Annotated in this window: 20 protein-coding genes; 14 read left to right on the forward strand and 6 right to left on the reverse strand. The window is 72.3% G+C overall.

The genetic code is table 11. The features are described 5' to 3' along the window. Nucleotides 1–4: 4 nt before the first annotated feature. From ABZ842_RS29510 to ABZ842_RS29525, 4 genes are all read right to left on the reverse strand, one after another. The gene (locus tag ABZ842_RS29510) at nucleotides 5–589 is read right to left on the reverse strand and encodes a toxin (protein ID WP_361543437.1); all 585 of its coding nucleotides are present in this window, start codon (nucleotides 587–589) and stop codon (nucleotides 5–7) included. A 5-nt stretch (nucleotides 590–594) separates the two neighbouring features. Continuing rightward, the gene (locus ABZ842_RS29515; protein ID WP_361543300.1) at nucleotides 595–1,035 is read right to left on the reverse strand and encodes a helix-turn-helix domain-containing protein; all 441 of its coding nucleotides are present in this window, start codon (nucleotides 1,033–1,035) and stop codon (nucleotides 595–597) included. A gap of 306 nt (nucleotides 1,036–1,341) precedes the next feature. Beyond that, complete coding sequence (locus tag ABZ842_RS29520) at nucleotides 1,342–2,508, reverse strand: MAB_1171c family putative transporter (protein WP_361543303.1); 1,167 nt, start codon at nucleotides 2,506–2,508, stop codon at nucleotides 1,342–1,344. Nucleotides 2,509–2,557: 49 nt separating this feature from the next. Further along, complete coding sequence (locus ABZ842_RS29525; RefSeq protein WP_361543306.1) at nucleotides 2,558–3,289, reverse strand: TetR-like C-terminal domain-containing protein; 732 nt, start codon at nucleotides 3,287–3,289, stop codon at nucleotides 2,558–2,560. A 206-nt stretch (nucleotides 3,290–3,495) separates the two neighbouring features. On the opposite strand from ABZ842_RS29525, the gene ABZ842_RS29530 reads away from it, so the two are divergent. Both ABZ842_RS29530 and ABZ842_RS29535 read left to right on the forward strand, forming a co-directional pair. After that, nucleotides 3,496–3,801: a cupin domain-containing protein gene (locus ABZ842_RS29530; protein WP_361543309.1), complete on the forward strand. Its 306-nt coding sequence runs from the start codon at nucleotides 3,496–3,498 to the stop codon at nucleotides 3,799–3,801. A 72-nt stretch (nucleotides 3,802–3,873) separates the two neighbouring features. Continuing rightward, the gene (locus ABZ842_RS29535; protein WP_361543312.1) at nucleotides 3,874–4,641 is read left to right on the forward strand and encodes a dienelactone hydrolase family protein; all 768 of its coding nucleotides are present in this window, start codon (nucleotides 3,874–3,876) and stop codon (nucleotides 4,639–4,641) included. 26 nt (nucleotides 4,642–4,667) lie between these two features. Here the strand turns inward: ABZ842_RS29535 and ABZ842_RS29540 are convergent, their stop codons facing one another. Beyond that, entirely contained in the window at nucleotides 4,668–5,453 is a 786-nt protein-coding gene (locus tag ABZ842_RS29540) for a TSUP family transporter (RefSeq protein WP_361543315.1), read from the reverse strand. Between the two features lie 221 nt (nucleotides 5,454–5,674). Here ABZ842_RS29540 and ABZ842_RS29545 point away from each other — a divergent pair, with 221 nt between their 5' ends. Then, nucleotides 5,675–8,173, forward strand: coding sequence for an ATP-dependent Clp protease ATP-binding subunit (locus ABZ842_RS29545; protein WP_361543318.1), 2,499 nt, complete (start codon nucleotides 5,675–5,677; stop codon nucleotides 8,171–8,173). Here ABZ842_RS29545 and ABZ842_RS29550 read toward each other — a convergent pair. Continuing rightward, the gene (locus tag ABZ842_RS29550) at nucleotides 8,170–9,567 is read right to left on the reverse strand and encodes an MFS transporter (protein WP_361543321.1); all 1,398 of its coding nucleotides are present in this window, start codon (nucleotides 9,565–9,567) and stop codon (nucleotides 8,170–8,172) included. The two genes, ABZ842_RS29545 and ABZ842_RS29550, sit on opposite strands and share 4 nt — an antisense overlap. Nucleotides 9,568–9,929: 362 nt before the next feature. On the opposite strand from ABZ842_RS29550, the gene ABZ842_RS29555 reads away from it, so the two are divergent. The 11 genes from ABZ842_RS29555 (at nucleotide 9,930) to ABZ842_RS29605 (ending at nucleotide 23,455) form a co-directional block, all read left to right on the forward strand. Then, nucleotides 9,930–11,117, forward strand: coding sequence for an epoxide hydrolase family protein (locus tag ABZ842_RS29555; RefSeq protein ID WP_361543324.1), 1,188 nt, complete (start codon nucleotides 9,930–9,932; stop codon nucleotides 11,115–11,117). Nucleotides 11,118–11,347: 230 nt separating this feature from the next. Next, nucleotides 11,348–12,883 carry an amidohydrolase family protein gene (locus ABZ842_RS29560; protein ID WP_361543327.1) on the forward strand — a complete coding sequence of 512 codons (1,536 nt, stop codon included), beginning with the start codon at nucleotides 11,348–11,350 and terminating at the stop codon, nucleotides 12,881–12,883. Further along, nucleotides 12,838–13,608, forward strand: a complete 771-nt coding sequence (locus tag ABZ842_RS29565; RefSeq protein ID WP_361543330.1) for a 2,3-dihydro-2,3-dihydroxybenzoate dehydrogenase — start codon at nucleotides 12,838–12,840, stop codon at nucleotides 13,606–13,608. Before ABZ842_RS29560 ends, ABZ842_RS29565 begins: the two co-directional genes overlap by 46 nt. A gap of 131 nt (nucleotides 13,609–13,739) precedes the next feature. Continuing rightward, nucleotides 13,740–14,387 (forward strand): isochorismatase family protein, encoded by a 648-nt coding sequence (locus ABZ842_RS29570; RefSeq protein ID WP_361543333.1) that lies wholly within the window; start codon nucleotides 13,740–13,742, stop codon nucleotides 14,385–14,387. Further along, nucleotides 14,384–16,462 carry an anthranilate synthase family protein gene (locus tag ABZ842_RS29575; protein WP_361543336.1) on the forward strand — a complete coding sequence of 693 codons (2,079 nt, stop codon included), beginning with the start codon at nucleotides 14,384–14,386 and terminating at the stop codon, nucleotides 16,460–16,462. Before ABZ842_RS29570 ends, ABZ842_RS29575 begins: the two co-directional genes overlap by 4 nt. Before the next feature lie 170 nt (nucleotides 16,463–16,632). Then, nucleotides 16,633–17,205 (forward strand): YdeI/OmpD-associated family protein, encoded by a 573-nt coding sequence (locus ABZ842_RS29580; protein ID WP_361543339.1) that lies wholly within the window; start codon nucleotides 16,633–16,635, stop codon nucleotides 17,203–17,205. Between the two features lie 52 nt (nucleotides 17,206–17,257). Next, on the forward strand, nucleotides 17,258–18,616 hold the full coding sequence (locus ABZ842_RS29585; RefSeq protein WP_361543342.1) for an AMP-binding protein: 1,359 nt from the start codon (nucleotides 17,258–17,260) through the stop codon (nucleotides 18,614–18,616). A gap of 82 nt (nucleotides 18,617–18,698) precedes the next feature. Further along, entirely contained in the window at nucleotides 18,699–19,775 is a 1,077-nt protein-coding gene (locus tag ABZ842_RS29590; protein WP_361543345.1) for a methyltransferase, read from the forward strand. A 549-nt stretch (nucleotides 19,776–20,324) separates the two neighbouring features. Continuing rightward, nucleotides 20,325–21,827, forward strand: a complete 1,503-nt coding sequence (locus tag ABZ842_RS29595; RefSeq protein WP_361543348.1) for an aldehyde dehydrogenase — start codon at nucleotides 20,325–20,327, stop codon at nucleotides 21,825–21,827. Between the two features lie 106 nt (nucleotides 21,828–21,933). Continuing rightward, nucleotides 21,934–22,443 (forward strand): SRPBCC family protein, encoded by a 510-nt coding sequence (locus ABZ842_RS29600; RefSeq protein WP_361543351.1) that lies wholly within the window; start codon nucleotides 21,934–21,936, stop codon nucleotides 22,441–22,443. After that, the gene (locus tag ABZ842_RS29605) at nucleotides 22,430–23,455 is read left to right on the forward strand and encodes a ketoacyl-ACP synthase III family protein (RefSeq protein ID WP_361543354.1); all 1,026 of its coding nucleotides are present in this window, start codon (nucleotides 22,430–22,432) and stop codon (nucleotides 23,453–23,455) included. The genes ABZ842_RS29600 and ABZ842_RS29605 overlap by 14 nt, the downstream gene beginning before the upstream one ends. Nucleotides 23,456–23,475: the final 20 nt, after the last annotated feature.

Below are 23,475 nucleotides of genomic sequence, written 5' to 3' on the forward strand. Positions count from 1 at the left end.
GTCCTCAGATCAGGGTGCGTTCTATCCGGCTGAGCATGGCGCTGTGCCCGGGGTCACGGCCCGTCTTGACCGCCGTGTCCTCGGGCGCGTCCGGCAACCGCTCGGCGCCGCCCATCCGTTGGGCGAGCAGATAGGCGATGATCTCCGCCTCCTGCTCCTGGACGTTGTCGTAGGTCGCGCGCAGAAGCATGTCGCGCACGATCTGCGGATCCAGGTTGGGGAAGAGGAGGCGCGCGGCGTCCTCGTCCAGCCCGCCGGCCCCGCGATGGCAGCAGATGATGTGTCCCAGCTCGTGCAAGATGATGTGCTCCTGATGCGCGCTGGTGGTGTTGGCGTCGTAGAAGATGAGGTCCTCGTCGCGGGCGGCGACCCACATCCCGCACGGATGCGTCGAGGGCATCGGCATCGGAACGAGCGTGATCGGCCGGCTGCGCGCCTCGCCGAGGTGGCGGCAGAGCTCGGCCACGTCGCAGACCTCCGGCAGGTCGAGCGCGGCGATCCGCTGCGCACCGGCCTTGCGGAGCTTCTTGAGCTGGTTGCGGCGCGCCCGGTCCTGATCGGACGCCCGGTCCTTCTTGACGCCCCTCAACGCGCTCACTCCGGGGCGGCGGAGTCGGTGACGGGCGGCAGGCCCTGCATCTGCCGGTACTGGTCCATGATGGCGGTGATGGCCTGGAGGTTCTCCTTCTTCATCCCGGCCGCGCGCATCGCCACCGCCCGGACTCCGGACTGCCGCAGCGCTTCGACGGCGGCGAGTTCGCCGAGCACCGACTCGGCGACCTTCTCGTCGAAGAAGTAGGCCACCGAGACGCCGAAGAAGCGCGCCAGGGCTGCCAGGAGGTCTGGTGAGGGATTGGCCCGCTTCCCCGTCCGCAACTGCGACAAGTACACGCCCCCGACCTTCAGATCGGGGTTGGCCTGCTTGAGCTCCTCCGCCACCTCGGCGTTCGTCCAGTGCCTGCCCTTGGGGCGCACCGTCTTGAACAGGTCGTCGAGGCGCACGGCGAGCAGGGGCCGTTCGTCAGTCGCGGTCATGGTGAGTCGTCCTCCCGTCACCTCCTCGGTATAGCCCTTGGCTATATACCAGTGTCACAGATTAGCGGTCAGTTGACAATTGCGCTGGATTCCGCCAACGTTGGAACCCGCCGATAGCTGATAGCTAACTTGGATCACGGGGGTGCCGGGTTGGTCTGATCGGTGGCGTCGGACCGGTCCGACCCTCGGGGGATGGGTCGGGTCGGTCCGGGCGGAAGCCATCCGTCCGGCGAAGTGCAGCACAACGGGGAAGACACGGGGGAGGCCCGCCCGGTTTGACGGGGGATGCAAACCGGGCGGGAGCTCTCAACTGGCCCCGTCGAGCCTACTGTAGGCCGATGCCACCTTGGTGAGCCAGGCCACCTCGGCGGAGAAGTTGTCCGGGTCCCGGTCGTCGAAGTCCCCGGCGTCCTTGTTGTCGTGCGGCATGGTGCCGGTCCGCTTGGCGTGCAGCGCCCGTCTGAGCTGCGCCGCCTCGGTGAACGCCTGCCGCGACTCCTCGCTCCCGCCCTCGGCCGCAGCGCCGGTGTCCTGGGCCGTGCGGTCGATGTAGGGCCGCAGCTCCCGCCAGCCGTCCCGTATCTCCACCACCCGCCGGTGCAGCCGGTAGTCGAGGTCCGACACCGAGGCCGACACCGACGCCCCGGGCGGCTCGAGCGCGATGTCCGGAGAGGACTCGTACAGATCGCGCCAGAGCGGATACAGGGCCCGGTACGAACGGTAGGTGCGCACCCACTCCAGCAGCCGACCGGCCGACGGCCCCCACGAGGAGTTCGTCAGGCTGAGCGACAGGACGGCGATGCCCGTCGCGCTGAAGACGTTCGAAGCGAGCGCCCAGGCGCCGATGTCGACCCCGGCCGCGGCCGTGAGGATGTTGACCGTCCGCGCCGTGCAGTAGAGGAACAGGACCACGGCGGCGACCGAGAGCAGCCGCAGGGCCTGCCGCAGCGAGGCGTTGTCGGTCATCCGCGCGTACGGACCGCACTGGCGGAAGATCGTCACGCACGGCACCGCCTGGGAGACGATGAAGGCCAACAGGTAGACGAGGACCAGCGGTTGGCCGCTGCCGGTGTCGAAGTCCGACGAAGGCCGCCCGGGGCCGTCGGCGAGGAAGAACAGCGCCGTCAGCAGCGCGTTCAGGGCGATCCCGGTGATCACCCAGTAGCGGGACTTCCGTTGGGCGTCCTCGTCGGCCGCCGCCCAGCGCAACAGGATGATCTGCGCACTGACGCAGAAGGCGACGGCGGACAGGTGCATGCCGAGGATCGCGAGGTTGCCGACGCCCAGGAAGCTGTCGCCGGCCATGGCGACGGCGCCCATCGTGAAGGTGAGGCACTGGAGCACCAGTGTGGTGATCAGTGCGCGGTACGCACTCTCCCGCCAACTGCGCCGGACCTGGGTCAGCCGGTAGCCGAGCGCGGCGTACGAAGAGAGTGCTGCGATGACGAAGCAGAGGGTTCTGATGGTGTTCACGGCCTGATTTCCTGCAGGTGCCGCGGGTGCGGCGGATGATTCAGTCGGTCTACTCGCCCAGCGGCGCTGCCAACGGCACTTCGAGGCCGATGCCTTCGGCGGCCACGGCGATGGCACGGTCGAAGTATCCGACCTCGTCGCTGACGCTGTCGTGGGTGCGGCTGAAGACCTGGAACACCAGCAGCCCGACCAGGCTGCTCCAGAGCGCGATGCCGCGTTCGAGGAGGTCCGAGTACGGGGCCGGCGGGGCGCCGCCGAAGAGCGCCTCCGCCGCGGGCAGCAGCAGCGGCGGGCCCGGCAGGGAGCGGCGCGGCGGGGTCAGCTCCCCGGCCTCCAGCGCGGACAGCACGATTGCGGCGAGCACCGCGGGGGTGCGCGAAGCGGGCCCCACCGTGTCCTGGGGCGCGTGGTACCCGGGCACCGGCGAGCCGTAAATCAAGGTGAAGTCACCGGGGTTGGCGAAGGACCAGGCGCGCAGCGCGCGCGTGGCCGCCAGGAGCCGCGCCCCCGCGCCCTCGCCCGCTTCCTTCGCGGCCTCGTCCGCCCGCTCCATCTCGGCGGCGGACGAGTCGTACGCGTCGATGACCAGCGCGGTCAGCAGGGCGTCCCGGTCCGGGAAGGCGCCCGTCACCTCGGCCACGGACAGGCCCCCGTCGTGCGCCACCGCATCCAGCGTCAGTCCCGCCGCCCCCACCTGCACCAACTGGCGCCGCGCGGCCTCCTTGACCCGCGTCGGCAGCGTCACGCCGTCATCGTTCGAACTCATTGCGGAAACGTCCATGCGGGAACCGTACCGGGCGGCCGGCCCGGGCGTGCGGGCAGTCGTTGATGAGGCCGATCCGCTCCGGCCCAAGCGCCCGTGCCCCCGTGCGGGGAGGTTTTGCCGAACGGTCGACCAAGGCCCCGCGGGACTCGGGTAGCTTCCCTGACATCCACCGAAAGTGCCGCGGGCGCCTGCCGTCGAGCAGTGCCCCTGAGAGGTAGGCCATGAGCCCGATCAATGTCTTCGAAGCGGCTTCCGCACTGCCGGACGCCTGGAGTTCCCGGGTGCTGGGGCGGGTGGGGACGGCCAGCGTCAAGGTCCTGCGGATGGACGACAAGCCGCTGGAAGCCGAGTCCCACGGCACGGCGGAGATGCTGTTCGTGCTCGTCGGCAAGTTGGAACTGGTGGTGGACGACGTCGACGTGACCGTCGGACCCGGCGGGATGTACTGCGTCCCGGCCGGCGCGCGGCACGCGGTGCGGCCCGGCAGTTGGGGCACGCTGGTGATCGTCGAAGTGCCCGAGTCGTAGGCGCACGGAACACGCCGACGGAGCCGGTCGGGGGTACCGGTCGGCGGAGCAGAGGAAGGGAAGGCATCGAACATGGTTGCTGTGCACGGAGAGAGCGTGGACGTCCCGACGCCGGACGGCACCGCGGACGCCCGTCTCGCCCGCCCCGACGACGGCGGCCCGCCCCCCGCGGTCCTCGTGTTCTCGGACGCCTTCGGACTGCGGGAGCACGTGGGGAAGATGGCGGACCGGCTGGCGTCCCACGGCTTCGCCGTCCTGGTGCCGAACCTCTTCTACCGGCACGGGCCGGCCCCCGTGATCGAGCTGCCGGAGTTCATCGACGCGTCCCGGCGACAGGAACTTCTCGGGCGGCTGATGCCGCTGATCCAGTCGCTGGGCCCGGAGCCGGCGATGCGGGACGCCGGCGCGTACCTGGACTGGCTGCGAGACTCCCCGCTGACCGAGGACGGGCCGGTCGGCGTGGTCGGGTACTGCCTGGGCGCCAATCTGGCGCTGCGCACCGCCGGGACCTTCCCGGAGCGGGTCGCCGCCGTCGCGGGCTTCCACGGCGCGAACCTGGCCACCGAGGACGCGCAGAGCCCGCACCTGCTCGCCGGAGGCATCCGGGCCGAGGCGGTCTTCGGCCACGCCGACCACGACCGCGCCATGCCGCCGGAGCAGATCGACCGGTTGGAGGAGGCGCTGAGCGCTGCGGGCGTACGCCATCACGCGGTGGTGTATCCCGGCGCGCAGCACGGATTCACGCAGGCCGACACCGACGCGTACGACCTCGACTCCGACGAACGCCACTGGTCGGAGCTGACGGACCTGCTCGACCGCACGCTGAAGCACCGGACCTGAGGGCGGTCGGGGAGCGGGGGCGGTGCTCACGGCCCCCACTGGTCGAAGCCGAGCTTCACCACGAGCAGGAGCACGACCGTCAGCAGCACCCCGCGGACGAACCCGCTCCCCTTCCGCAGCGCCATCCGCGCGCCGACCGTGGCCCCCAGCAGGTTGAACACCGCGAGGACGGCGGCCAGTTGCCAGAGCACCGCGCCCTGGACGGCGAACATGACCAGCGCGCCCGCGTTGGTGCACACGTTGACCACCTTCGCGGTGGCCGAAGCGGCGACCAGGTCGAGGTGGAGCACGGCGGTCAGGGCCAACACCAGGAAGGTCCCCGTACCCGGCCCGAACAGCCCGTCGTAGAAGCCGATTCCACCGCCGACGACCACGATCGCGGTCACCTTCCGCGCCCGGGTCACGGCCCGGCGCCGCTCCTCGGGGAGCGTGCCGAACCCGGGGCGCAGCAGGACGAACGCGGCGACCCCGAGCAGCACCACCATGATCACGGGCCGTAGTACCGCGCTGCTGATGCCGGCCGCGAAGAACGCGCCGCCCATCGACCCGGCGAGGGCCGCCGCACCGATCCGTGCCGCGGTGCGGACGTCGATCGTCGCACGGCGCAGATACGTGACGGCGGCGCCCGTCGTCCCCACGATCGCCACCGCCTTGTTCGTCCCCAGGGCGTGTGCGGCGGGGGCCTGCGGCAGGCCGAGGAGCAGCGCGGGGAGCAGCAGCAGTCCGCCGCCGCCCACCACCGCGTCGATCCATCCGGCCGCTGCGGCGGCCACGGCGAGCAGCACCAGTGTGGTCAGAGATATGTCAGGCACGGCGTGACCCTAGAAAGCAGATCGGTGTCCCGTCCACCGATCTTTGGTCGGGTGCGTCTCAGGTCACGGTGAGCCGGCGCTGCGGCCTCGGATCGGCGGGCGCTCCGGTCGCCGGACGGGGCCCCGCGGGGAACAATGGTGGAAGTTCGGGCACTACGTGCATATCGACGCGGCGAGTGCCGGGTGTGCGGTGGTGCACCGCGCCGGTGCGCGCCGGAGGGATGATCGACGTGACGACTTCGCCCTTCGGGTCCGGCGACCCGTTCTCCGACTTGTTCAACCGCTTCTTCGGGATGAGCCCGGCCGCTTCGCCGCCGGCGGTGCAACGCGTGCCCATCGGTCGTCTCCTCAGCGACTCCGCGCACGAGCTGCTGGCGGCGGCGGGCGCCCGGGCGGCCGAGGACGGGTCCGACCTGGACACCGGGCACCTGCTGTGGGCGGCGACGCAGGTGCCGGCCGGGCGCCAGGTGCTGGAGCAGGCGGGCGTGGACCCGGACCGGCTGGCCGAGGACGTCGACCGTACGCTGCCCACCGGCACGGGGGACACGGAGCCCTCCCTCACCCCCGCCGCGAAGCGCGCCCTGCTCGCCGCGCACGCCCGCTCCCAGGCGACCGGCGCGTCCTACATCGGCCCGGAGCACGTCATCGCGGCCCTCGCGGACGACCCGCACTCCGGCCTGGCCGCCGTCCTGCGCTCCGAGGGCGTGGCGCCGGGCGCACTGGCGGGCGCCACGCCGCAGGGCGGGACGGAGCAGCCCGGCGGCGGGCGCGGTGACACCCCCACCCTCGACCAGTACGGCCGCGACCTCACCGAGGAGGCGCGCGGCGGACGGCTGGACCCGGTGGTCGGCCGCGCGGAGGAGATCGAGCAGACGGTCGAGGTGCTGTCGCGGCGCACCAAGAACAACCCCGTGCTCATCGGCGACCCCGGCGTCGGCAAGACCGCGATCGTCGAAGGGCTCGCCCAGCGGATCGTCGCCGACGAGGTGCCGAAGGCGCTGCGCAACCGTCGCGTCGTCGCCCTCGACCTGCCGGGCCTGGTCGCCGGCTCGAAGTACCGCGGGGAGTTCGAGGAGCGCCTGAAGAAGGTGATCGACGAGGTCACCGCGGCGAAGAAGTCCGTCGTCCTCTTCATCGACGAACTCCACACCGTCGTGGGGGCCGGCAGCGGCGGCGAGGGCGCCATGGACGCCGGCAACATCCTCAAGCCCGCGCTCGCCCGCGGGGACCTGAGCGTCGTCGGCGCCACCACGATCGACGAGTACCGCAAGCACATCGAGAAGGACGCGGCGCTGGAGCGCCGGTTCCAGCCGGTGATGGTGCCCGAGCCCACCGTCGACGAGACCGTCGAGATCCTGCGCGGACTGCGCGACTCCTACGAGGCCCACCACCAGGTCCGCTTCACGGACGAGGCGCTGGACGCCTCCGCGGCCCTCTCCGACCGCTACATCAGCGACCGCTTCCTCCCCGACAAGGCGATCGACCTGATGGACCAGGCCGGCGCACGCGTCGGGCTGCGCTCGGTCGGCGGCTCCTCGGGGCTGAGCGACCTGGAGGACCGACTCACCAAGCTGCGGCGGGAGAAGGACGAGGCGGTCAGCGCCGAGGACTACGAACGCGCCGGTGAACTCAAGGGGCGCATGCGCGAGGTCGAGCAGGAACTCGCCCAACTCGGCGAGGAGCGCGAGCAGACCGCGAGCGTGACGGCGGACGACATCGCCGAAGTGCTCTCCGCCCGCACCGGCATCCCCGTCTCCCAGCTCACCGAGACCGAGCGGGAACGGCTGCTGAAGCTGGAGGACGCCCTGCACGAACGGGTCATCGGGCAGGACGAGGCCGTCACCGCGGTCTCCCTGGCGGTGCGCCGCGGCCGGGCCGGCATGGGCGACCCGGACCGCCCCACCGGCAGTTTCCTCTTCCTCGGCCCCACCGGCGTCGGCAAGACGGAGCTCGCGAAGGCCCTCGCCGATCTGCTGTTCGGCGACCCCGACCGCATGGTGCGGTTCGACATGAGCGAGTTCCAAGAACGGCACACCGTCTCCCGGCTCGTCGGCTCCCCGCCCGGGTACGTGGGGTACGAGGAGGCCGGACAGCTCACCGAAGCGGTGCGCCGCAAGCCGTACGGCGTCGTCCTCTTCGACGAGGTCGAGAAGGCGCACCCGGACGTCTTCAACCTGCTGCTCCAGGTGCTCGACGACGGGCGGCTGACCGACGCCCAGGGGCGCACGGTGGACTTCCGCCACACCGTCGTCATCATGACCAGCAACATCGGATCGAAGACGATCCTGGACCACCACGGAGCGGTCGACGAGATCCGCGACGAGCTGATGGCCGAGTTGCGGGCGCACTTCAGGCCCGAGTTCCTGAACCGGGTGGACGAGGTCATCGTCTTCCACGCCCTGACCCGGGCGGACCTGGTGCGCATCGTCGACCTGCTGCTGGCGGGCACCCGGCGCCGGCTGCACGCCCAGCACGTGGACCTCGACATCACCGAGGCTGCGAAGGAACTCCTCGCCAACCGCGGCTACCAGCCCGAGTTCGGCGCCCGCCCGCTGCGCCGGACCATCCAGACGGAGCTGGACAACCGGCTGTCGACGATGCTCCTCGACGGCACGCTGAACCCCGGCGACACGGTCCTCGTCGACGCGCACGACGGCGAGTTGACGCTCTCCCTGAAGGAGGAGCGGGGCGACGGGCCCGCCGACGCGCAGGCTGCCTAGGCAGTGCGGGCGCGGGGCGCGAGTACCGCGGTCAGTAGCGCGGGCACCAGGATCAGGGCGAACGTGGTCCCGTACGCGACCAGCGGCTCCGACGCCACGCTCTGGCCCAGGGTGAACGCGGCGGACGCGATGCCCATCACCGCGATCTGCCCCAGGTTCTGCGTCGTCTGCAGTGCGCTGCTGGCGTACCCGTGACGTTCGGGCGGGCTGTGGTTGAGCGCCAGCAGGGTGACCGATGGGGCGAGCATCCCCATGCCGCCCGCGGCCACCACCAGCGACACCGCGGCGGCCTGCGGCGGGACGAAGTGGAACGTGCTCGCGATCGCGAGGCCGATGGCGGCGGCGAACACCAGCGCGCCGACGGTGACCGTGCGGTGGCGGGGCCAGCGCACCAGCAGGTGGCCCTGGATCCACGAGCCGCCGGCCCAGGCGAAGGCGGCGCCGGTGAACGCCAGGCCCGTCTGGACCGCCGGGATGCGCCGCTCCGAGTCGAGCAGCAGCGGCACGTACGCCTCCAGGGTGAAGTACGCACCCGACGGCAGTCCGCGCAGCAGCATCGTGGCGGGCAGCCCGCGCGCGGCGCGCCAGGTCCCCGGCGGCAGCAGCCGGGGCGCGAACACCACGAGCAGCACGACGCCGCTCGCCGTGCACGCCAGATGGAGCGCGTTCCAGCCGGACACGCCGTACTGGCCGAGCGCAGCGCCCAGGCTCACCGCGAGCGCGACCAGCAGCGCGGGGCGCGGAGCGTCGTCCTTCGGCGCGGCGGGCGGCGCGGCGGCGGCTGCGCGCCGACGCAGCACGACGGCGACGGCGAGCGCGGGGAGCACGTTCAGCGCGGCCAGCCCGAAGAACACCGCCCGCCACGTCCACTCGGCGGCCACCAGGCCCGCCACCGGCGGCCCGATCAGCGAGGGAACGATCCAACAGGTGGTCATCAGCGCGAGGGCGCGCGGGCGCAGGTGGTCCGGGAAGGACTGGGCGATGGCGGTGTTGATGGACACCATCACCATGCCGGCGGCCAGCCCTTCCAGGAAGCGGCCGGCCGCGAGCTGCCAGACGGAGGTGCTGGTCGCGGAGACCAGCAGTGTGCCCACCGCGAGCGCCACCCCGGCGGCGAGTGGCCGCTGCGCCCCGGAGCGGTCGGCCCAGTTGCCGCCCACCACGCCGCCGAGCAGGCTGGCGGCGACGAAGCAGCCCGCGACGAGGGGGTAGAGCGACACCCCGTCGAGGTCGCGAGCGGCGACGGGGAGGGTGGGCAGCACGGCGAGGGCGGCGAAGCCGATGAGGAACTCCACCACGGCGAAGGTGAGCGTGGTGGAGGCGTACCGCCGCGAGAACAACCCTTCTGCTGTCGCCGCGCCGTCGTCTTCCTTGGTCAGGCCCGGTCCGGCCATGGGTCTCCAGTCGCCGCGGTGGGTGTGGGGGCGGTCCGCGGGTGGGCGTGGGGGAGCGTGGCGGACGGCGACTGCGTAAGTTACGGCGCGATCCCGTTCATGTGCCAATGATTTTTTGTGCCCGCGCTGTCCGATGCGCTCGCGGCGGACATGCCCGCGGTGCCTGCCCTTGCGGGCGTGGGGCACCCCGGGCTTTCAGGGGCGCTGGGGGTACCACCACGCCCTCTGGGCGTAGGGGGCGGAACTGCGCGACAAGCCGCGGCGGCCCTCAGCGGCCAACGCTCCCGTAGTGAAATGGCGGGTGCGCCCGAGGGGCAGGTTGCGGACAGAAGGTGACCGCAAGTACCCCTACCGTCGGCATCATGAACAGCGCAGCCTTTCGGATCGACATCCCCCAGAGCCACCTCGACGACCTCCACACCCGCCTCGCCGCCACCCGCTGGCCCGCCGAACTGCCGGGGGTCGGGTGGAGCCGCGGGGTGCCCGTCGGGTACCTGAAGGAGCTCGCCGAGTACTGGCGGACCGGGTACGACTGGCGCGCCCAGGAAGCCGCGCTCAACGCGCACCCCCAGTTCCGCACCGACATCGACGGGCAGAACGTCCACTTCCTGCACGTCCGCTCGCCGGAGGCGGACGCCACCCCGCTGTTGCTGCTGCACGGCTGGCCGGGCAGCGTCGTCGACTTCCTCGACGTCATCGGGCCGCTGTCCGACCCCCGCGCCCACGGCGGCGACCCGGCCGACGCCTTCCACCTGGTGATCCCCTCGCTGCCCGGATTCGGCTTCTCCACCCCGCTGGCCGGCCCCGGCGCCGGCGCCGCCGCCATGGCGGGGCTGATGGTCCGGCTGATGGCGGGGCTCGGGTACGAGCGCTACGGCGTCCACGGGTACGACACCGGCTCGTGGGTCGCGCCCGAGGTCGGCAAGCAGGCGCCGGAGCGCGTCAGCGGCGTGCACGTCAACGGAATGGTCACCTTCCCCGCGGGCGTCGACGGCGAGATGGACGGCCTCACGGAGGTGGAGCAGCGCCGCTGGCAGGCGATGCAGGACTTCAACGACGGCTACCTCCAGTGCAACGGGAAGCGGCCCCAGACCGTGGCGTACGCGCTCACCGACTCGCCCGTCGGACAACTCGCCTGGATGGTGGAGAAGTTCAAGGAGCTGACGCACCCGGAGGACGGCCTTCCGGAGGACAGCATCGACCGGGACCGCATCCTGACCGAGGTCTCGCTCTACTGGCTCACCGGCACCGCGGGCTCCGCCGCGCAGATCTACTACGAGGAGATGTCCGCGAACTCCTGGAGCGACGACGGGGCCGACGCCGAGTACGGCGGTGACAGCGACGGCGCGGCGGCCGACTGGGGGCAGGCCGGCACCGTGCCCACCGCGGTGCTGGTGTCCAACCACGACGTGACCGTGCGCCGCTGGGCCGAGCGGGACCACAACGTCGTGCGCTGGACCGAGTTGGAGCGCGGCGGTCACTTCCTGTCGCTGGAGGAGCCCGAACTGCTCTGCGACGACCTGCGCGCATTCTTCCGCACGGTGCGCTGACCGACGGGCGTCGGGGCCCGCCGTCCGGAGCGTTCCCGGGCGGCGGGCCCCTCCCATTCCCCGCGCTGAACTCCCCTCCATCCTGCACCCGTCGGCCGTGCATTCCGCCCGCTGCGCCGACCCGGTTTCTTCGCGCTGCGAGAAGAACCCCTTATCGAGGGCCCGTGGCTCCACGCCTGTTACCTACGTAACTTCATTGGTGGTAACGGAGACACGAAAGGACCCCGCAGATGAGTGCACTGCTTGTCCGAGGCGGGTACCTGTACCCGGCGGACGCCGGGGCGCACGTCGTACCCGACGGATCCGTACTGATCGAAGGCGGTCGCATCACCGCCGCCGGGCCGACGGCGCAGGTCGAGGCCGCGCTGACGCCCACGACCCGGGCGGGGCTGCGCGTCCTCGACGCCCGGGGCAAGCTCGTGCTGCCCGGCCTGGTGAACCCGCACTGGCACGACATGTTCGCCACCCGCTTCGTGTTCAAGGGCGCGCAGCGCCCGCCCCACGACCGGGACGACAAACCCGCCTTCATGGCCCTCGGCGGGGACATCCAACAGATCTCTACGCTCTTCGACTCCTTCTACGACCAGATCGAACTGCTCACCGCGGAAGAAGCGGTGGCGATCGCCCGCTACTCCATGTGGACGCAACTGCGCTCCGGCGTCACCGCCCTCGGCGACGTCGGCTCCTTCAACCGCCCCGAGGCGCTGGCGACCGCCGCCCGCGAACTGGGCATGCGCTGTTCGGTCAGCACCTGGGCCAGCGACGCGGTCTGCGCCCCCGGCGACACCCGCTTCCGCCGCACCCGGGACGCCGACACCGTACTGACCCGCATCGAAGCACTGCTGCGCACCTGCGAGCGCGACACCAGCGGACTGGTGCGCGCCCGACCGACGTCCGTCTACGGCGTCAACATGACCGACGAACTCGGCGCCGGCTTCGCGGAACTCGTCCGGCGCTACGACGTCCCGTTCGCCACGCACGTGGGCGCGCTGCGCAACGAGGTCGGGGTGATGGCCGCGTACTACGGCACCACTCCCGTGCGCCGGTTCGCGGAACTCGGCCTGCTCTCGGACCGGTTCACGGCCGTGCACTGCGCCTTCGCCGACCACGAGGAGCGCGGCCTGCTCGTCGACGCCCGCGCCCACATCAACTTCTCCCCGGCCAAGTACGGCCCCGCCGGCGAGTCGACGCTCACCGAGACCCGGGCCATGCCCGAGTTCCGCCGCGCCGGGCTCGACGTCTCCCTGTCCACCGACGGCGCGCCCATGCCCGTCGGCGGGATGGCGGAGGCGATGCGCGCGGTGTGGCAGACCTTCAACGAGATGTACGCCGACCCCACCGAAGTCCTCCCGACGGACGCCCTCGCCATGGCCACCCGACTGCCCGCCAAGGGGCTCGGCTGGTCCGGCGAGATCGGCAGCATCGAACCCGGCAAACAGGCCGACCTGGTGCTGGTGCCGGCAGACGACTGGCGCTACCTGCTCAACACGCGCCCCCTGGAGGGCTTCCTCGCCCTCGGCGGCTCCATGGACGTCGACACCGTCCTGGTCGCCGGCCGGACCGTCGTCGAAGGCGGGCGCTGCACCGCCTTCGACGAAGAACGACTCGAAGCGGACTACCTCCGGGCGATCGGATCCTTTTCGGTGCGCTGCCTGGGAGTCGACCCCGACCTCGTCGCCGAGCGCACCCGGCGGCGGCACACGAAGGAGAGGGATGACAGATGCGGTACACGACAGCGCTGGTCACCGGAGCGGCGGGCGGCATAGGCGCGGCAACGGTACGCCAACTGGTCGCCGAAGGAGCGGCGGTGGCCGCGGTCGACGCCGACCGCGAGAACCTGCAGTCGCTCGTCAAGGAACTCACCGCCGAGGGCCACCGGGTCCACGGCTACCCCGCGAGCGTGGCCGCCAGCACCGAGGTGGAGACCGCGGTCGAGCGGGCGGAACGCGAACTCGGCCCGATCGACAGTCTGGTGAACGCGGCCGGCGTGCTGCGCACCGGCCAGGCCGCCCAGCTCAGCGACGACGACTGGAACCTCACCTTCGCCGTCAACGTCACCGGCGTCTTCAACGTCAGCAGGGCGGTGGCCCGCCGCATGATCCCGCGCGGCCGGGGCGCGATCGTCACCGTCGCCTCCAACGCGGCGGTCACCCCCCGCTGGAACATGGCGGCGTACGCGGCCTCCAAGGCGGCGGCGACCAGCTTCACCAAGAACCTGGGCCTGGAGCTGGCCCGGCACGGCATCCGCTGCAACGTCGTCGCGCCCGGCTCCACCGACACCCCGATGCTGACCTCCCTGTGGAACGGCGACGACGCCCGCCGGGTGTCGATCGAGGGCGACGGCCCGACCTTCCGCGCCGGCATCCCGCTCGGCCGGCTCGCGAGCCCCGACGACATCGCGAACGCGGTGGTCTTCCTGCTCTCCGACCGGGCCGCGCACATCACCCTGCACGCCCTCACGGTCGACGGCGGCGCGGGCCTCGGCCACTGAAGCACCACCGACCCCGGACCCCGTGCACCCCAAGCCCGGACCCAGCGCAAGCCCAGCCCCAGCCCGGGCACCACCAGTCCCACAACCAGCCCGGGCACCACCAGCCCCGGACCCAGACCAACGGAGCACCGATGGCGATCCCGACGATCGAGCCGTACCCCATGCCGGCCGAAGACGAACTCCCCGCGAACGTGGCGCCCTGGACCATCGACCCCGAGCGTGCCGTCCTCCTCGTCCACGACGTCCAGCACTACTTCCTCCAGCCCTTCTCCGCCGACCGGGCCCCCCTCGCCGACCTCCTGGCGAACGTGCGCGACCTGCGCGAGCGCTTCGCCGCGCTGGGCGCACCGGTCGTCTACACCGCCCAGCCCGGCGGCATGAGCGACGAACAGCGCGGCCTGCTCAAGGACTTCTGGGGTACGGGCATGAGCGCCGACCCCCGCCACCGCGCCATCCCCGACGCCCTCGCGCCCGCCGCCGAGGACGTGGTGTTCACCAAGTGGCGCCCGAGCGCCTTCTGCCGCACCGGGCTGCTCGACCTGCTCGCCGACCGGGGCCGCGACCAACTGGTGATCTGCGGGGTGTACGCACACGTCGGCATCCTGATGACCGCCCACGAGGGCTTCTCGAACGACATCGAGACCTTCGTGGTGGCGGACGCCGTCGCCGACTTCACCCCCGAGTACCACCGAATGGCGCTCGACTACGTCGCGTCCCGCTGCTCGGTCACCCTCTCCACCGCCACCGCGCTGGCCATGCTGGACGGAGGAGCGCGATGACCCCCGTGCCCCCCTTCACGACCTTCCCCCCGACGACCCGGCCGGCCGCGCCCGACACCGCGACCCGCACCACCAGCCGCCCCCCGGGCCGCGGGCGCCGCCGCAAGGCGCCACGGGGTGCCCGCGGCCCGGCGGGCGTCCCGTGCACCGGCCCGGACCTGCTGGACCTGGTCCTCGGCCCGGACGCCCCGCCCTTCGCCCTGCTGCACCGCCCCGGCGCCACCGGCCCCGGCCAACTGGACCTGATCGTCGGCGAGACGGCGGCGGTGGAGAAGATCGCGGACATCCCGCTGCCGCCCGACGGCGGCCGGAGCCGCCACGAGGTGCTGGCCCTGCTGCCGTACCGACAGATCGGCGAGCGCGGCTTCGCCTTCCCCGACGACGGCGCACCCCTGCTGACCATGACCGTCACCGCGCAGACCGTGCTGCCCGTGGACGACGTCGCCGCCCGGCTGCCCGACGTGCCGATCCGGCTCGACGGCGCCGAGTTCGACGCCGACGACGCGTACGCCGCCACCGTGCGCCGGATCCTCACCGACGAGATCGGCCGGGGCACGGGCGCCAACTTCGTCATCAAGCGCGCCTTCTCCGCGGAGCTGACCGACTACTCGCCGCGCACGGCGCTGTCGTTCTACCGACGGCTGCTGGGCCGGGACCCCGGCTCGCACTGGACCTTCGTCATCCACACCGGGGAGCGCACCTTCATCGGCGCCTCGCCCGAACGCCACATCACCCTGGACGCCGGCACCGTGGTGATGAACCCGATCAGCGGCACCTACCGCTACCCGGACGCCGGCCCCGACCTCGCCGAAGTCCTGACCTTCCTCGCCGACACCAAAGAGACCAACGAGCTGTACATGGTCGTCGACGAAGAGCTGAAGATGATGGCCCGGATCTGCGCGTCGGGCGGACGCGTGGTGGGCCCCGCGCTCAAGCAGATGGCGCGGCTCGCCCACACCGAGTACCTGATCGAGGGGCGCAGCGACCTCGACGTGCGGGACGTCCTGCGCGAGACCATGTTCGCGCCCACCGTCACCGGCGGCCCCCTGGAGAGCGCCTGTCGGGTCATCAGCCGGTACGAGCCCGAGGGCCGCGGCTACTACGCCGGAGTGGTCGCCCTGATCGGCCGCGACGCGACGGGCCAGCGCTCCTTGGACTCGTCCATCCTGATCCGCACCGCCGAGATCGACGCCGCCGGACGGCTGCGGATCGCGGTCGGCGCCACGCTCGTACGGGACTCCGACCCCGCGTCGGAGGCGGCGGAGACCCGGGCCAAGGCCGCCGGGCTGCTGGAGGCGCTGCGCGCGCCGGCCGGCGCAGGCACCGCCGCCGCCCCCGTCGAGGACCTGCGCGCCCACCCCGACGTGCTCCGCGCGCTGGCCGAGCGCAACCGTCCGCTCGCCGACTTCTGGTTCGCCCACCCGGAGCGGCGCAGCCGCCGCGCACCGGAGCTCGCCGACCGCACCGTCCTGGTCATCGACGCCGAGGACGCCTTCACCGCGATGACCGCGCTCATCCTCACCGCCCTGGGCTGCGAGGTGACGGTGGTGCGCCACGACGACGAACGCCTGGACCGGGCCGATGCCGATGCGCTCGACGCCTACGACGCCGTCGTCCTCGGCCCCGGGCCCGGTGACCCGACGGACGGCGACGACCCCAAGATGGCCCGGCTGCGGGAGCTCGCCGGCCGACTGCTCGCCGGCGCCACCCCCTTCCTCGCCATCTGCCTGGGACACCAGGCGCTCAGCACGGTGCTCGGCCTCGATCTCGCCCGCAGGGATGTGCCCAACCAAGGCGTGCAGCGGAAGATCGACGTCTTCGGACGCACCGAACTCGTCGGCTTCTACAACACCTACACCGCCGTCGCACCCGGCGACCGCTTCGCGTGCCCCGTGCGGGGCGGCACGGTCGAGGTGTTCCGGGCCGCCACCGGACGGGAGGTGGACGCACTGCGCGGCCCCGGCTTCGCCTCCGTGCAGTTCCACCCCGAGTCGATCCTCACCCGCAACGGCACGGAGCTGATCGGGGACGTCCTCGTCGGCCTGCTCCGACCGCGCACGGGAGGTGAGGGCTGATCAGCCGACCGGGCGGGCGGGGGCCTTGCGGACGTGCTCGGGGCGGTCCGGGGTGATCGAGGTGAGAAGCACTCCTCATCACGGCCGCGTGGTGCCCCCGCCCCGACCTGCCTACGGTGAAACCGGTACCCGAACGGAGAGCTGGCGGCTTGATGATGGATGAGACCCGTGTGTTCACCACGGTCGAGGATTTCACCGAGTGGATGGAGAAGCACCACCGGAGCGCGGACGAGGTCTGGGTGGCCCTGCCCAAGAAGGGCACCCCGGTCGCCTCGATCAACCGGAACGAGGCGCTGGACGTGGCGCTGTGCTACGGCTGGATCGACGGGAAGGCGTCGTCGGCGAACACCCCCGACGGCTGGTGGGCCCAGCGCTTCACCCCCCGCCGGCCCCGCAGCCCCTGGTCCAAGATCAACTGCGCGAAGGTCACGGAGCTGATCGACGCGGGACGCATGCGCCCCGCCGGCCTCGAACAGATCGAGCGCGCCAAGGAAGACGGCCGTTGGGCCGCGGCGTACGACCCGCCGAGCACCGCCGAGGTCCCCGACGACCTGCGGCAGGCGCTCGACGCCAGCCCCGCGGCGGCCACCGCCTTCGCCGCCCTCAGCAAGAGCAACAGCTATCTGATCCTGCTCAACGTCCAGAAGGCGAAGCGGCCCGAGACGCGGCAGCGCAGGATCGCGCAGTACGTCGAACGACTGGCCGCCGGAGAGCCTCCCCACGGCGGCCGGAAGAAGACCTGACCCCCGCCGGGCGCGCACCCCCGGCGGCGGACGACTCGACCGAGGAGAACCCATGCGGCCGGCACTGCCACAGATAGGCGACTGGAACGGCATCGAGGAACTGCGCGAACTCCAGCGCGCACGGCTTCCGCAGGTGCTGTCCTGGGCGGCGCGCACCCCCTTCTACCGGGCCCGGCACGGCTCCGGCGCTGCCCCCGGCGCCGGAGCCGCGGCCTGGCCGGCCGCCCCAGATGTTCCAGGCTTCCCCGTGGACGCCGACGCCTTCGCCGCGCTGCCGCCGACGACCAAGCAGGACCTGCGGGACCAGTACCCCTTCGGGCTGCTCGCGGTCGAGCGGCGCGAGCTGGCCACGTACCACGAGTCCAGCGGCACCGCGGGCCAGGCCACCCCCTCGTACTACACCGAGGACGACTGGGTGGACCTCGCCGAGCGCTACGCCCGCAAGTGGGTCGGCATCACCGCCGACGACACCCTCTTCGTGCGCACCCCCTACGCCCTGATGATCACCGGTCATCTGGCGCAGGCCGCGGCCCGGATGCGCGGGGCGCTGGTCGTCCCCGGCGACTACCGTTCGCTCGCCATGCCGTACGTACGGGTGATCCGGGCCCTGCACGACCTCGGCGTGACCCTCACCTGGTCCATCCCCACGGAGCCCCTGATGTGGGCCGCCGCGGCGCGGGCTGCCGGGCTCTCCCCGGAGAAGGACTTCCCCGACCTGCGTGCGATCTTCGTCGGCGGCGAGCCGCTCACCCCCGCCCGCCGCCGGCGCATCGGGGAGCTGTGGGGCGTGCCCGTCGTCGAGGAGTACGGCTCGACGGAGACCGGCAGCCTGGCGGGGGAGTGCCCCGAGGGCCGGCTGCACCTGTGGGCGGACCGGGTGCTGTTCGAGGTGTACTCGCCGCGGACCGGGCGCTTCAGCACCGAGGGCAGCGGCCAGTTGGTGGTGACCCCGCTGTACCGCGAGGCCATGCCGCTGCTGCGGTACAACCTGGAGGACGAGGTCGAGGTCTCGAACGAGCCCTGTGGCTGCGGTTGGCACCTGCCCACGGTCCGGGTCCTGGGACGGTCCGCCTTCGGACACCCGGTCGCCGGCCGCAACGTGACCCAGCACCAGTTGGAGGAGCTGGTCTTCGACCTGCCGCTCGCGTACGAGGTGCTGTTCTGGCGGGCCCGGGCCGAACCGGACGTGCTGCGGCTGCACTTCGAGGTCCCCGACGAGCACCGGGACGCCGCCGTGCGCGAGCTGACCGCGGCCGTCGCCCGCACCCTGGGCGTCCCCTGCGAGATCACCGCGCTCGCGCCCGGCGCGCTGGTGCCGCACGAGGTGCTGGCCCAGGGGCGGGACGTGGTCAAGCCGCGCAGCCTGCTCGGCCCCGACGAGGACTGGAGCCAGGCCCTGCACTACCGCTGAGCCGCCCCGCAGCGATCAGCGCCGTACCCCATTTGTCGCCACACCGGGCAGCCGCACCGCGCCCGTGGGACGGAGGAAGAGCATGTCGCACACCACCACCGGCCGGCCCGCGACGGCCGCCGCGCCCCCCGAAGGAGCCCGCCCGCCCGTGGATCGCGAGGCGATCACCCGACTGGTCTGCGGACACATGGAGACCCGGGCGATCGGCGCCATGGCCTCCCTCGGCATCGCCGATCGACTCGGGGACGAGACGCGGCCGGCCGGGGAGCTGGCGCACGAACTCTCCTGTGAACCGGGCGCGCTGCACCGGCTGCTGCGGGCCCTCACCGCGCTGGGCCTGGTCGCTGAGGTGCGCCCGGCACACTTCGCCCTCACCGAGCAGGGCGCCCTGCTGCGCACCGACCGACCGGACTCGCTGCACTCCTTCGTGCGGATGTGCACCGACCCGGCGATGCTGGAGGGCTGGCGCGGCCTGGAAGGGGCGGTACGCGACGGCCGGCCGGCCTTCGACGACGTCTTCGGCACGGACTTCTTCACCCACCTCGCCCGAGAACCGGAACTCAACGACCTCTTCAACGCGGCCATGCGGCAGAACACCGGCGTGGCCGCGCGGATCCTGCCCACGGCGTACGACTTCGGGCGCTTCGCCACGCTCGCGGACGTCGGCGGGGGCGACGGCACCCTGCTGTCCGCGGTGCTCCGCGCCCATCCGGGGCTACGGGGCCTGCTGTACGACACCGCGGAGGGCCTGGCGCAGTCCGGGGCGACCTTCGCCGCGGCCGGGGTCGCCGACCGCTGCACGACGGCCACCGGCGACTTCTTCACCTCGGTGCCAGCGGGCGCCGACGCCTATCTGCTCAAGAGCGTGCTGCACGACTGGGACGACGTACGGTCCGAACGGATCCTCGGGCACTGCCGGGAAGTGGTGCCCCCGCACGGCCGGCTGCTGATCGTGGAGCCCGTACTGCCCGACGTGGTCGACGCGTCCGCGTCGCCCCTGCCACACCTCAGCGATCTCAACATGCTCGTCAACCTCGGCGGGCGGGAACGGACCCGCGCCGACTTCGTCGCGCTCTGCGCCCGCACCGGGTTCGAACTCGCCGACGTCACACCGCTGGCACCGGCCCGCTACGCCCTCGTCGAAGCCGTACCCGTCTAGGGCGCTTCTGACGGATCTTGCTGGGCTCGCGTGCCCTGGTGCCGTTCCCCCTGGGCCTTCGGCCCGGGAGGTGCCCCCTCTCCGCGCTGTCGTCGGTCGCCCATGGCCCCCTGTGCCCTGCGGGCACGGTGGGACCCCCACCGCATTGACTCCCTCCTCCGCTGGGGGTCCCCCCGTGCCCGCAGGGCACAGGGGGAAGATCCACGGCACCAGACCCCGCTCACTAAACCAGCCTGATCCATCAGAAACGCCCTAACCACCTTGCCCCCTGGCGGTGTCTCACCGCCGCACCTCCCCCCAAGCCGGCCCCCGGGACACTCCCGGGGGCCGGCTGCGTCGTGCGACCCGCACCGGGCTTCTTCGAGTGACAACCAAGCCTTATCGCGGGCTCATTGCCGCGACTCGGTTACCAACTTAACTTTTTGACTGGTAACCACAGCGCGGTCGCGCAACGGAGTGCTCGGAGGGGACAACGTGACGACCAGGGTTTATCCCGCCTACATCGGCGGTCGTGATGTAACCAGCGAAAGCGGACACCGGGTGCACACGGTGACCACGCGCGCCATCATCGAGGACACCTTCCCGAGCCTGCGGCTCAAGCGCGACCTCGACCTCGGCAAGGCGGACGCGAGCGCCGCGGGCGACGTCGTCGCCGGCGCCTGCGAACTCGCCGACGACGCCCTGGTGCAGCAGTCGCTCGAAGCCGCCGCAGCCGCCGCCCCGATCTGGGCGCGCGTCCCGCTCGCCGAGCGCCTGGAGATCGGTCAGCGGATCGCCCGCCGCCTGCTCGACCACCGCGAACCGCTGGTGGACCTCCTCGTCGCCGAGGGCCAGCCCCGCTCCGTCGCCGAGGGAATGATCAACGGACTCCCGGAGACCGGCTGGAGCGCCGAGACCCTCCAGTGGTGCGCCGAGCAGATGGCGACCACGCGCCACGACGGCGTACGGGAGATGACGCTGCGCCGGGTCCCCGACGGGGTCGTCTGCCTCAACCCGCCCCAGAACGCCGCCACCGTCAACGCCCTCAACGGCCTCACCGCCCTGCTGTCCGGCAACACCCTCGTCGTGCGCGCCCCCCGCGGCGTCCCCCTCAGCTGCATGTACGCCATGCGCGAGGTCGTCGCGCCGGTCCTGGAGGACGCCGGGGCACCCGCCGGCACCCTCAACGCCCTGTGCGGGCCGCCGATGCTGGACGCCTGGCTCGCCAGCGAACACGTCGACGACGTCATCTACTTCGGCGGCAGCGCGATGGGCCTGCGCTTCGAGAAGGACTGCGTCGCCGCCCGCAAGAAGCCGATCCTGGAGCTCGCCGGCAACGACGCCTGCGTGGTGTGGCGGGACGCCGACCTCGACGACGCCGTGCAGAGCCTGACGCAGTTCTTCATGAACTCCGGTCAGATCTGCAACGTGCCGAACCAGGTCATCGCCCACCCGGCGATCGCCGACGAGCTGATCGAACGCCTCGTCGCCGCGATGAGCGGAATCCGCCCCGGCTTCCCCGACGAGCCCGGCGTCGTCCTCACCCCCGTCCTCGGCGCCGACTGGTTCTACGGATGCCTGGCCGAGGCGCTGGCCCGCGGCGCCCGGCTGGTGCACGGCGGTCGCCGTCTGGAGGTCGACGGACGCCCCAGCGACACCGGGTTCTTCCTGGAGCCCACCGTCGTCAGGGTCGACGGACTGCACGGCGCCCGGAACCTCTCCGTCGTCCGCGACGAGACCTTCTTCCCCCTGCTGCCGATCGTCGTCCCGGAGGCCGGCGGCAGCGACGACGCCCTCTTCGACGACGTCCTCGCCTTCGTCAACGCCAACGCCTACGGGCTGCGCAACTCCCTGTGGACGGGGGACACCGACACCATCGAGCGCTACCTCACCACCGTCACCAACGGCGGCAACCTCAAGGTCAACGACTCGCACAGCGGCTTCCTGCCCTTCCTGCCCAACCAGGGCGGCACCGGACTGACCGGGGGCGCCTTCGGCGAGGCGAGCCACCCGATGCTGCGCACCACCCACCTCCAGGCCGTCAGCGTGATCCGGCCCGGCGGCACCCGCTGAACCCGTGCACCCGTGGAGTCCGCGCCCCGCTGACCCCGTGCACCCGCCGATCCGGTGCACCCGTGAAGCCCGCGAAGCCCGTGAAACCGACAGGAAGTGACCACCCATGCGACCGCGCACGCTCACGGCCGAACTCAACTGCTCGGCCGAGGAACTGATCAGCCGCCTCGGCGACGACCACGCCTTCCCCACCCACGCCCCGGACGTCCTCTCCGTCGACGACGTCGGCGAGGGCGCGCGCCGCTGGGTCATCGCCTTCCGCGGCGGCACCGCACGGTGGGTCCAGTCCACCGCCCCCGCACCCGACGACACCACGCCGCACCGCATCGCCTTCACCCAGGTGGAGGGCGACTTCCAGGAACTGGCCGGCTCGTGGTCGGCCGTGGACCGCCCCGACGGCGGCTGCACCGCCGTCTACTCGGTGCGGTACCGCACCAGCGTGCCCCACCTCGCCGGAGCGATCGACTCCGCCGTCGGCCGGGTCCTGGTGCGCAGCGCCTACGCCGTGCTCGCCGGGATCGCGGGCCCCGCCCGACTGCTCTCCGGCGAGCACCACCTGCGCGACCTGCCCCAAGGCCCCCCATCGGAAGGAGCGCCGGGCCATGAGGTTCGATGACGTCTGGATCGCCGGGACCGGCAGCGTCCTGGGCGACCTGGTCCCCATATCCACCGCCGTCGACGACGGCTCCTACGACCCGCTCGCCGCCGAGAGCACCGGCATGGTCAGCTACTCGCGCGCCGAATCGGCACCCGCCGAAATGGCCGTCTCCGCCGGTCGACTCGCCCTCAAGGAGGCCGCCGCCCTCGGCGTCGCGACCGGGCCCGACACCCTCCACCTGCACGGACAGGCCAGCTTCCAGGGCATCGAGATGTGGTCCGCCCCCTGCTGGATCGCCGGCGAACTCCTCGGCACCCGGCTCCCGGAGATGCCCAAGGCCGTCTCAGCCTGGTCCAACGGCTCCATGGCCGCCCTCGACATCGCGGCGAACGCGCTCACCGCCCGCCCCGAGCTGACCAGCGCCCTCGTCACGGTCGCCGACCGGTTCGCGCCGCCCGCCGACCGCTTCCACACCTCGCCCGGCATCGTCTTCGGCGACGGCGCCGCAGCCGCCGTGCTCACCCGTGGTGGCGGCCGGCTCCGGCTCCTGTCCCACGTCTCGGAGACCGACACCGTCCTCGGCGGACTCTCCCGCGGCGACGAGCCCTTCCGCACCGCCCCGCCGCCGGAGCGCCCCGACATGCGCCGCCGCACCCGGGAGTTCCTGTCCCGCGGCGAGGTCTCCCTGCGGGACGTCATCCAGCGCACCGCCGACTGCACCCGCACCGTCGTCGCCCGCGCCCTCGCCGACGCCGACGTGACCCCCGACGCCGTCGACTGGCTGCTCGCGCCCTACGTGGGCCGCACCCTGTACCGCGACAGCTTCGAACGACCGCTCGACCTGGCGCCCCGCCACACCCTCGCCGAACTCGGCCGCACCATCGGCCACCTCGGATCGGTGGACCAGCTCCACTCGCTCGACCACCTGATCGGCCACGACCTGCTGGAGCCCGGCCAGCGCCTGCTCCTGATCGGCACCGGCATGGGCTTCACCTTCTCCGCGGCGGTGCTCGCAGCGGACCCCGTCTGACCACCACCTCCAGGGAAGGA

The sequence above is a fragment of the Streptomyces sp. NPDC047315 genome, assembly GCF_040643215.1.
Lineage (GTDB): Bacteria > Actinomycetota > Actinomycetes > Streptomycetales > Streptomycetaceae > Streptomyces.

Excerpts from the sequence above, each read along its gene's own strand:
- ABZ842_RS29575 (WP_361543336.1), top strand. The coding sequence starts at position 14,384 with ATGACCCCCGTGCCCCCCTTCACGACCTTCCCCCCGACGACCCGGCCG.
- ABZ842_RS29585 (WP_361543342.1), top strand. The coding sequence starts at position 17,258 with ATGCGGCCGGCACTGCCACAGATAGGCGACTGGAACGGCATCGAGGAA.
- ABZ842_RS29605 (WP_361543354.1), top strand. The coding sequence starts at position 22,430 with ATGAGGTTCGATGACGTCTGGATCGCCGGGACCGGCAGCGTCCTGGGC.
- ABZ842_RS29565 (WP_361543330.1), top strand. The coding sequence starts at position 12,838 with ATGCGGTACACGACAGCGCTGGTCACCGGAGCGGCGGGCGGCATAGGC.
- ABZ842_RS29535 (WP_361543312.1), top strand. The coding sequence starts at position 3,874 with ATGGTTGCTGTGCACGGAGAGAGCGTGGACGTCCCGACGCCGGACGGC.
- ABZ842_RS29515 (WP_361543300.1), bottom strand. The coding sequence starts at position 1,035 with ATGACCGCGACTGACGAACGGCCCCTGCTCGCCGTGCGCCTCGACGAC.
- ABZ842_RS29555 (WP_361543324.1), top strand. The coding sequence starts at position 9,930 with ATGAACAGCGCAGCCTTTCGGATCGACATCCCCCAGAGCCACCTCGAC.
- ABZ842_RS29545 (WP_361543318.1), top strand. The coding sequence starts at position 5,675 with ATGATCGACGTGACGACTTCGCCCTTCGGGTCCGGCGACCCGTTCTCC.
- ABZ842_RS29590 (WP_361543345.1), top strand. The coding sequence starts at position 18,699 with ATGTCGCACACCACCACCGGCCGGCCCGCGACGGCCGCCGCGCCCCCC.
- ABZ842_RS29600 (WP_361543351.1), top strand. The coding sequence starts at position 21,934 with ATGCGACCGCGCACGCTCACGGCCGAACTCAACTGCTCGGCCGAGGAA.
- ABZ842_RS29570 (WP_361543333.1), top strand. The coding sequence starts at position 13,740 with ATGGCGATCCCGACGATCGAGCCGTACCCCATGCCGGCCGAAGACGAA.
- ABZ842_RS29560 (WP_361543327.1), top strand. The coding sequence starts at position 11,348 with ATGAGTGCACTGCTTGTCCGAGGCGGGTACCTGTACCCGGCGGACGCC.
- ABZ842_RS29525 (WP_361543306.1), bottom strand. The coding sequence starts at position 3,289 with ATGGACGTTTCCGCAATGAGTTCGAACGATGACGGCGTGACGCTGCCG.
- ABZ842_RS29530 (WP_361543309.1), top strand. The coding sequence starts at position 3,496 with ATGAGCCCGATCAATGTCTTCGAAGCGGCTTCCGCACTGCCGGACGCC.
- ABZ842_RS29550 (WP_361543321.1), bottom strand. The coding sequence starts at position 9,567 with ATGGCCGGACCGGGCCTGACCAAGGAAGACGACGGCGCGGCGACAGCA.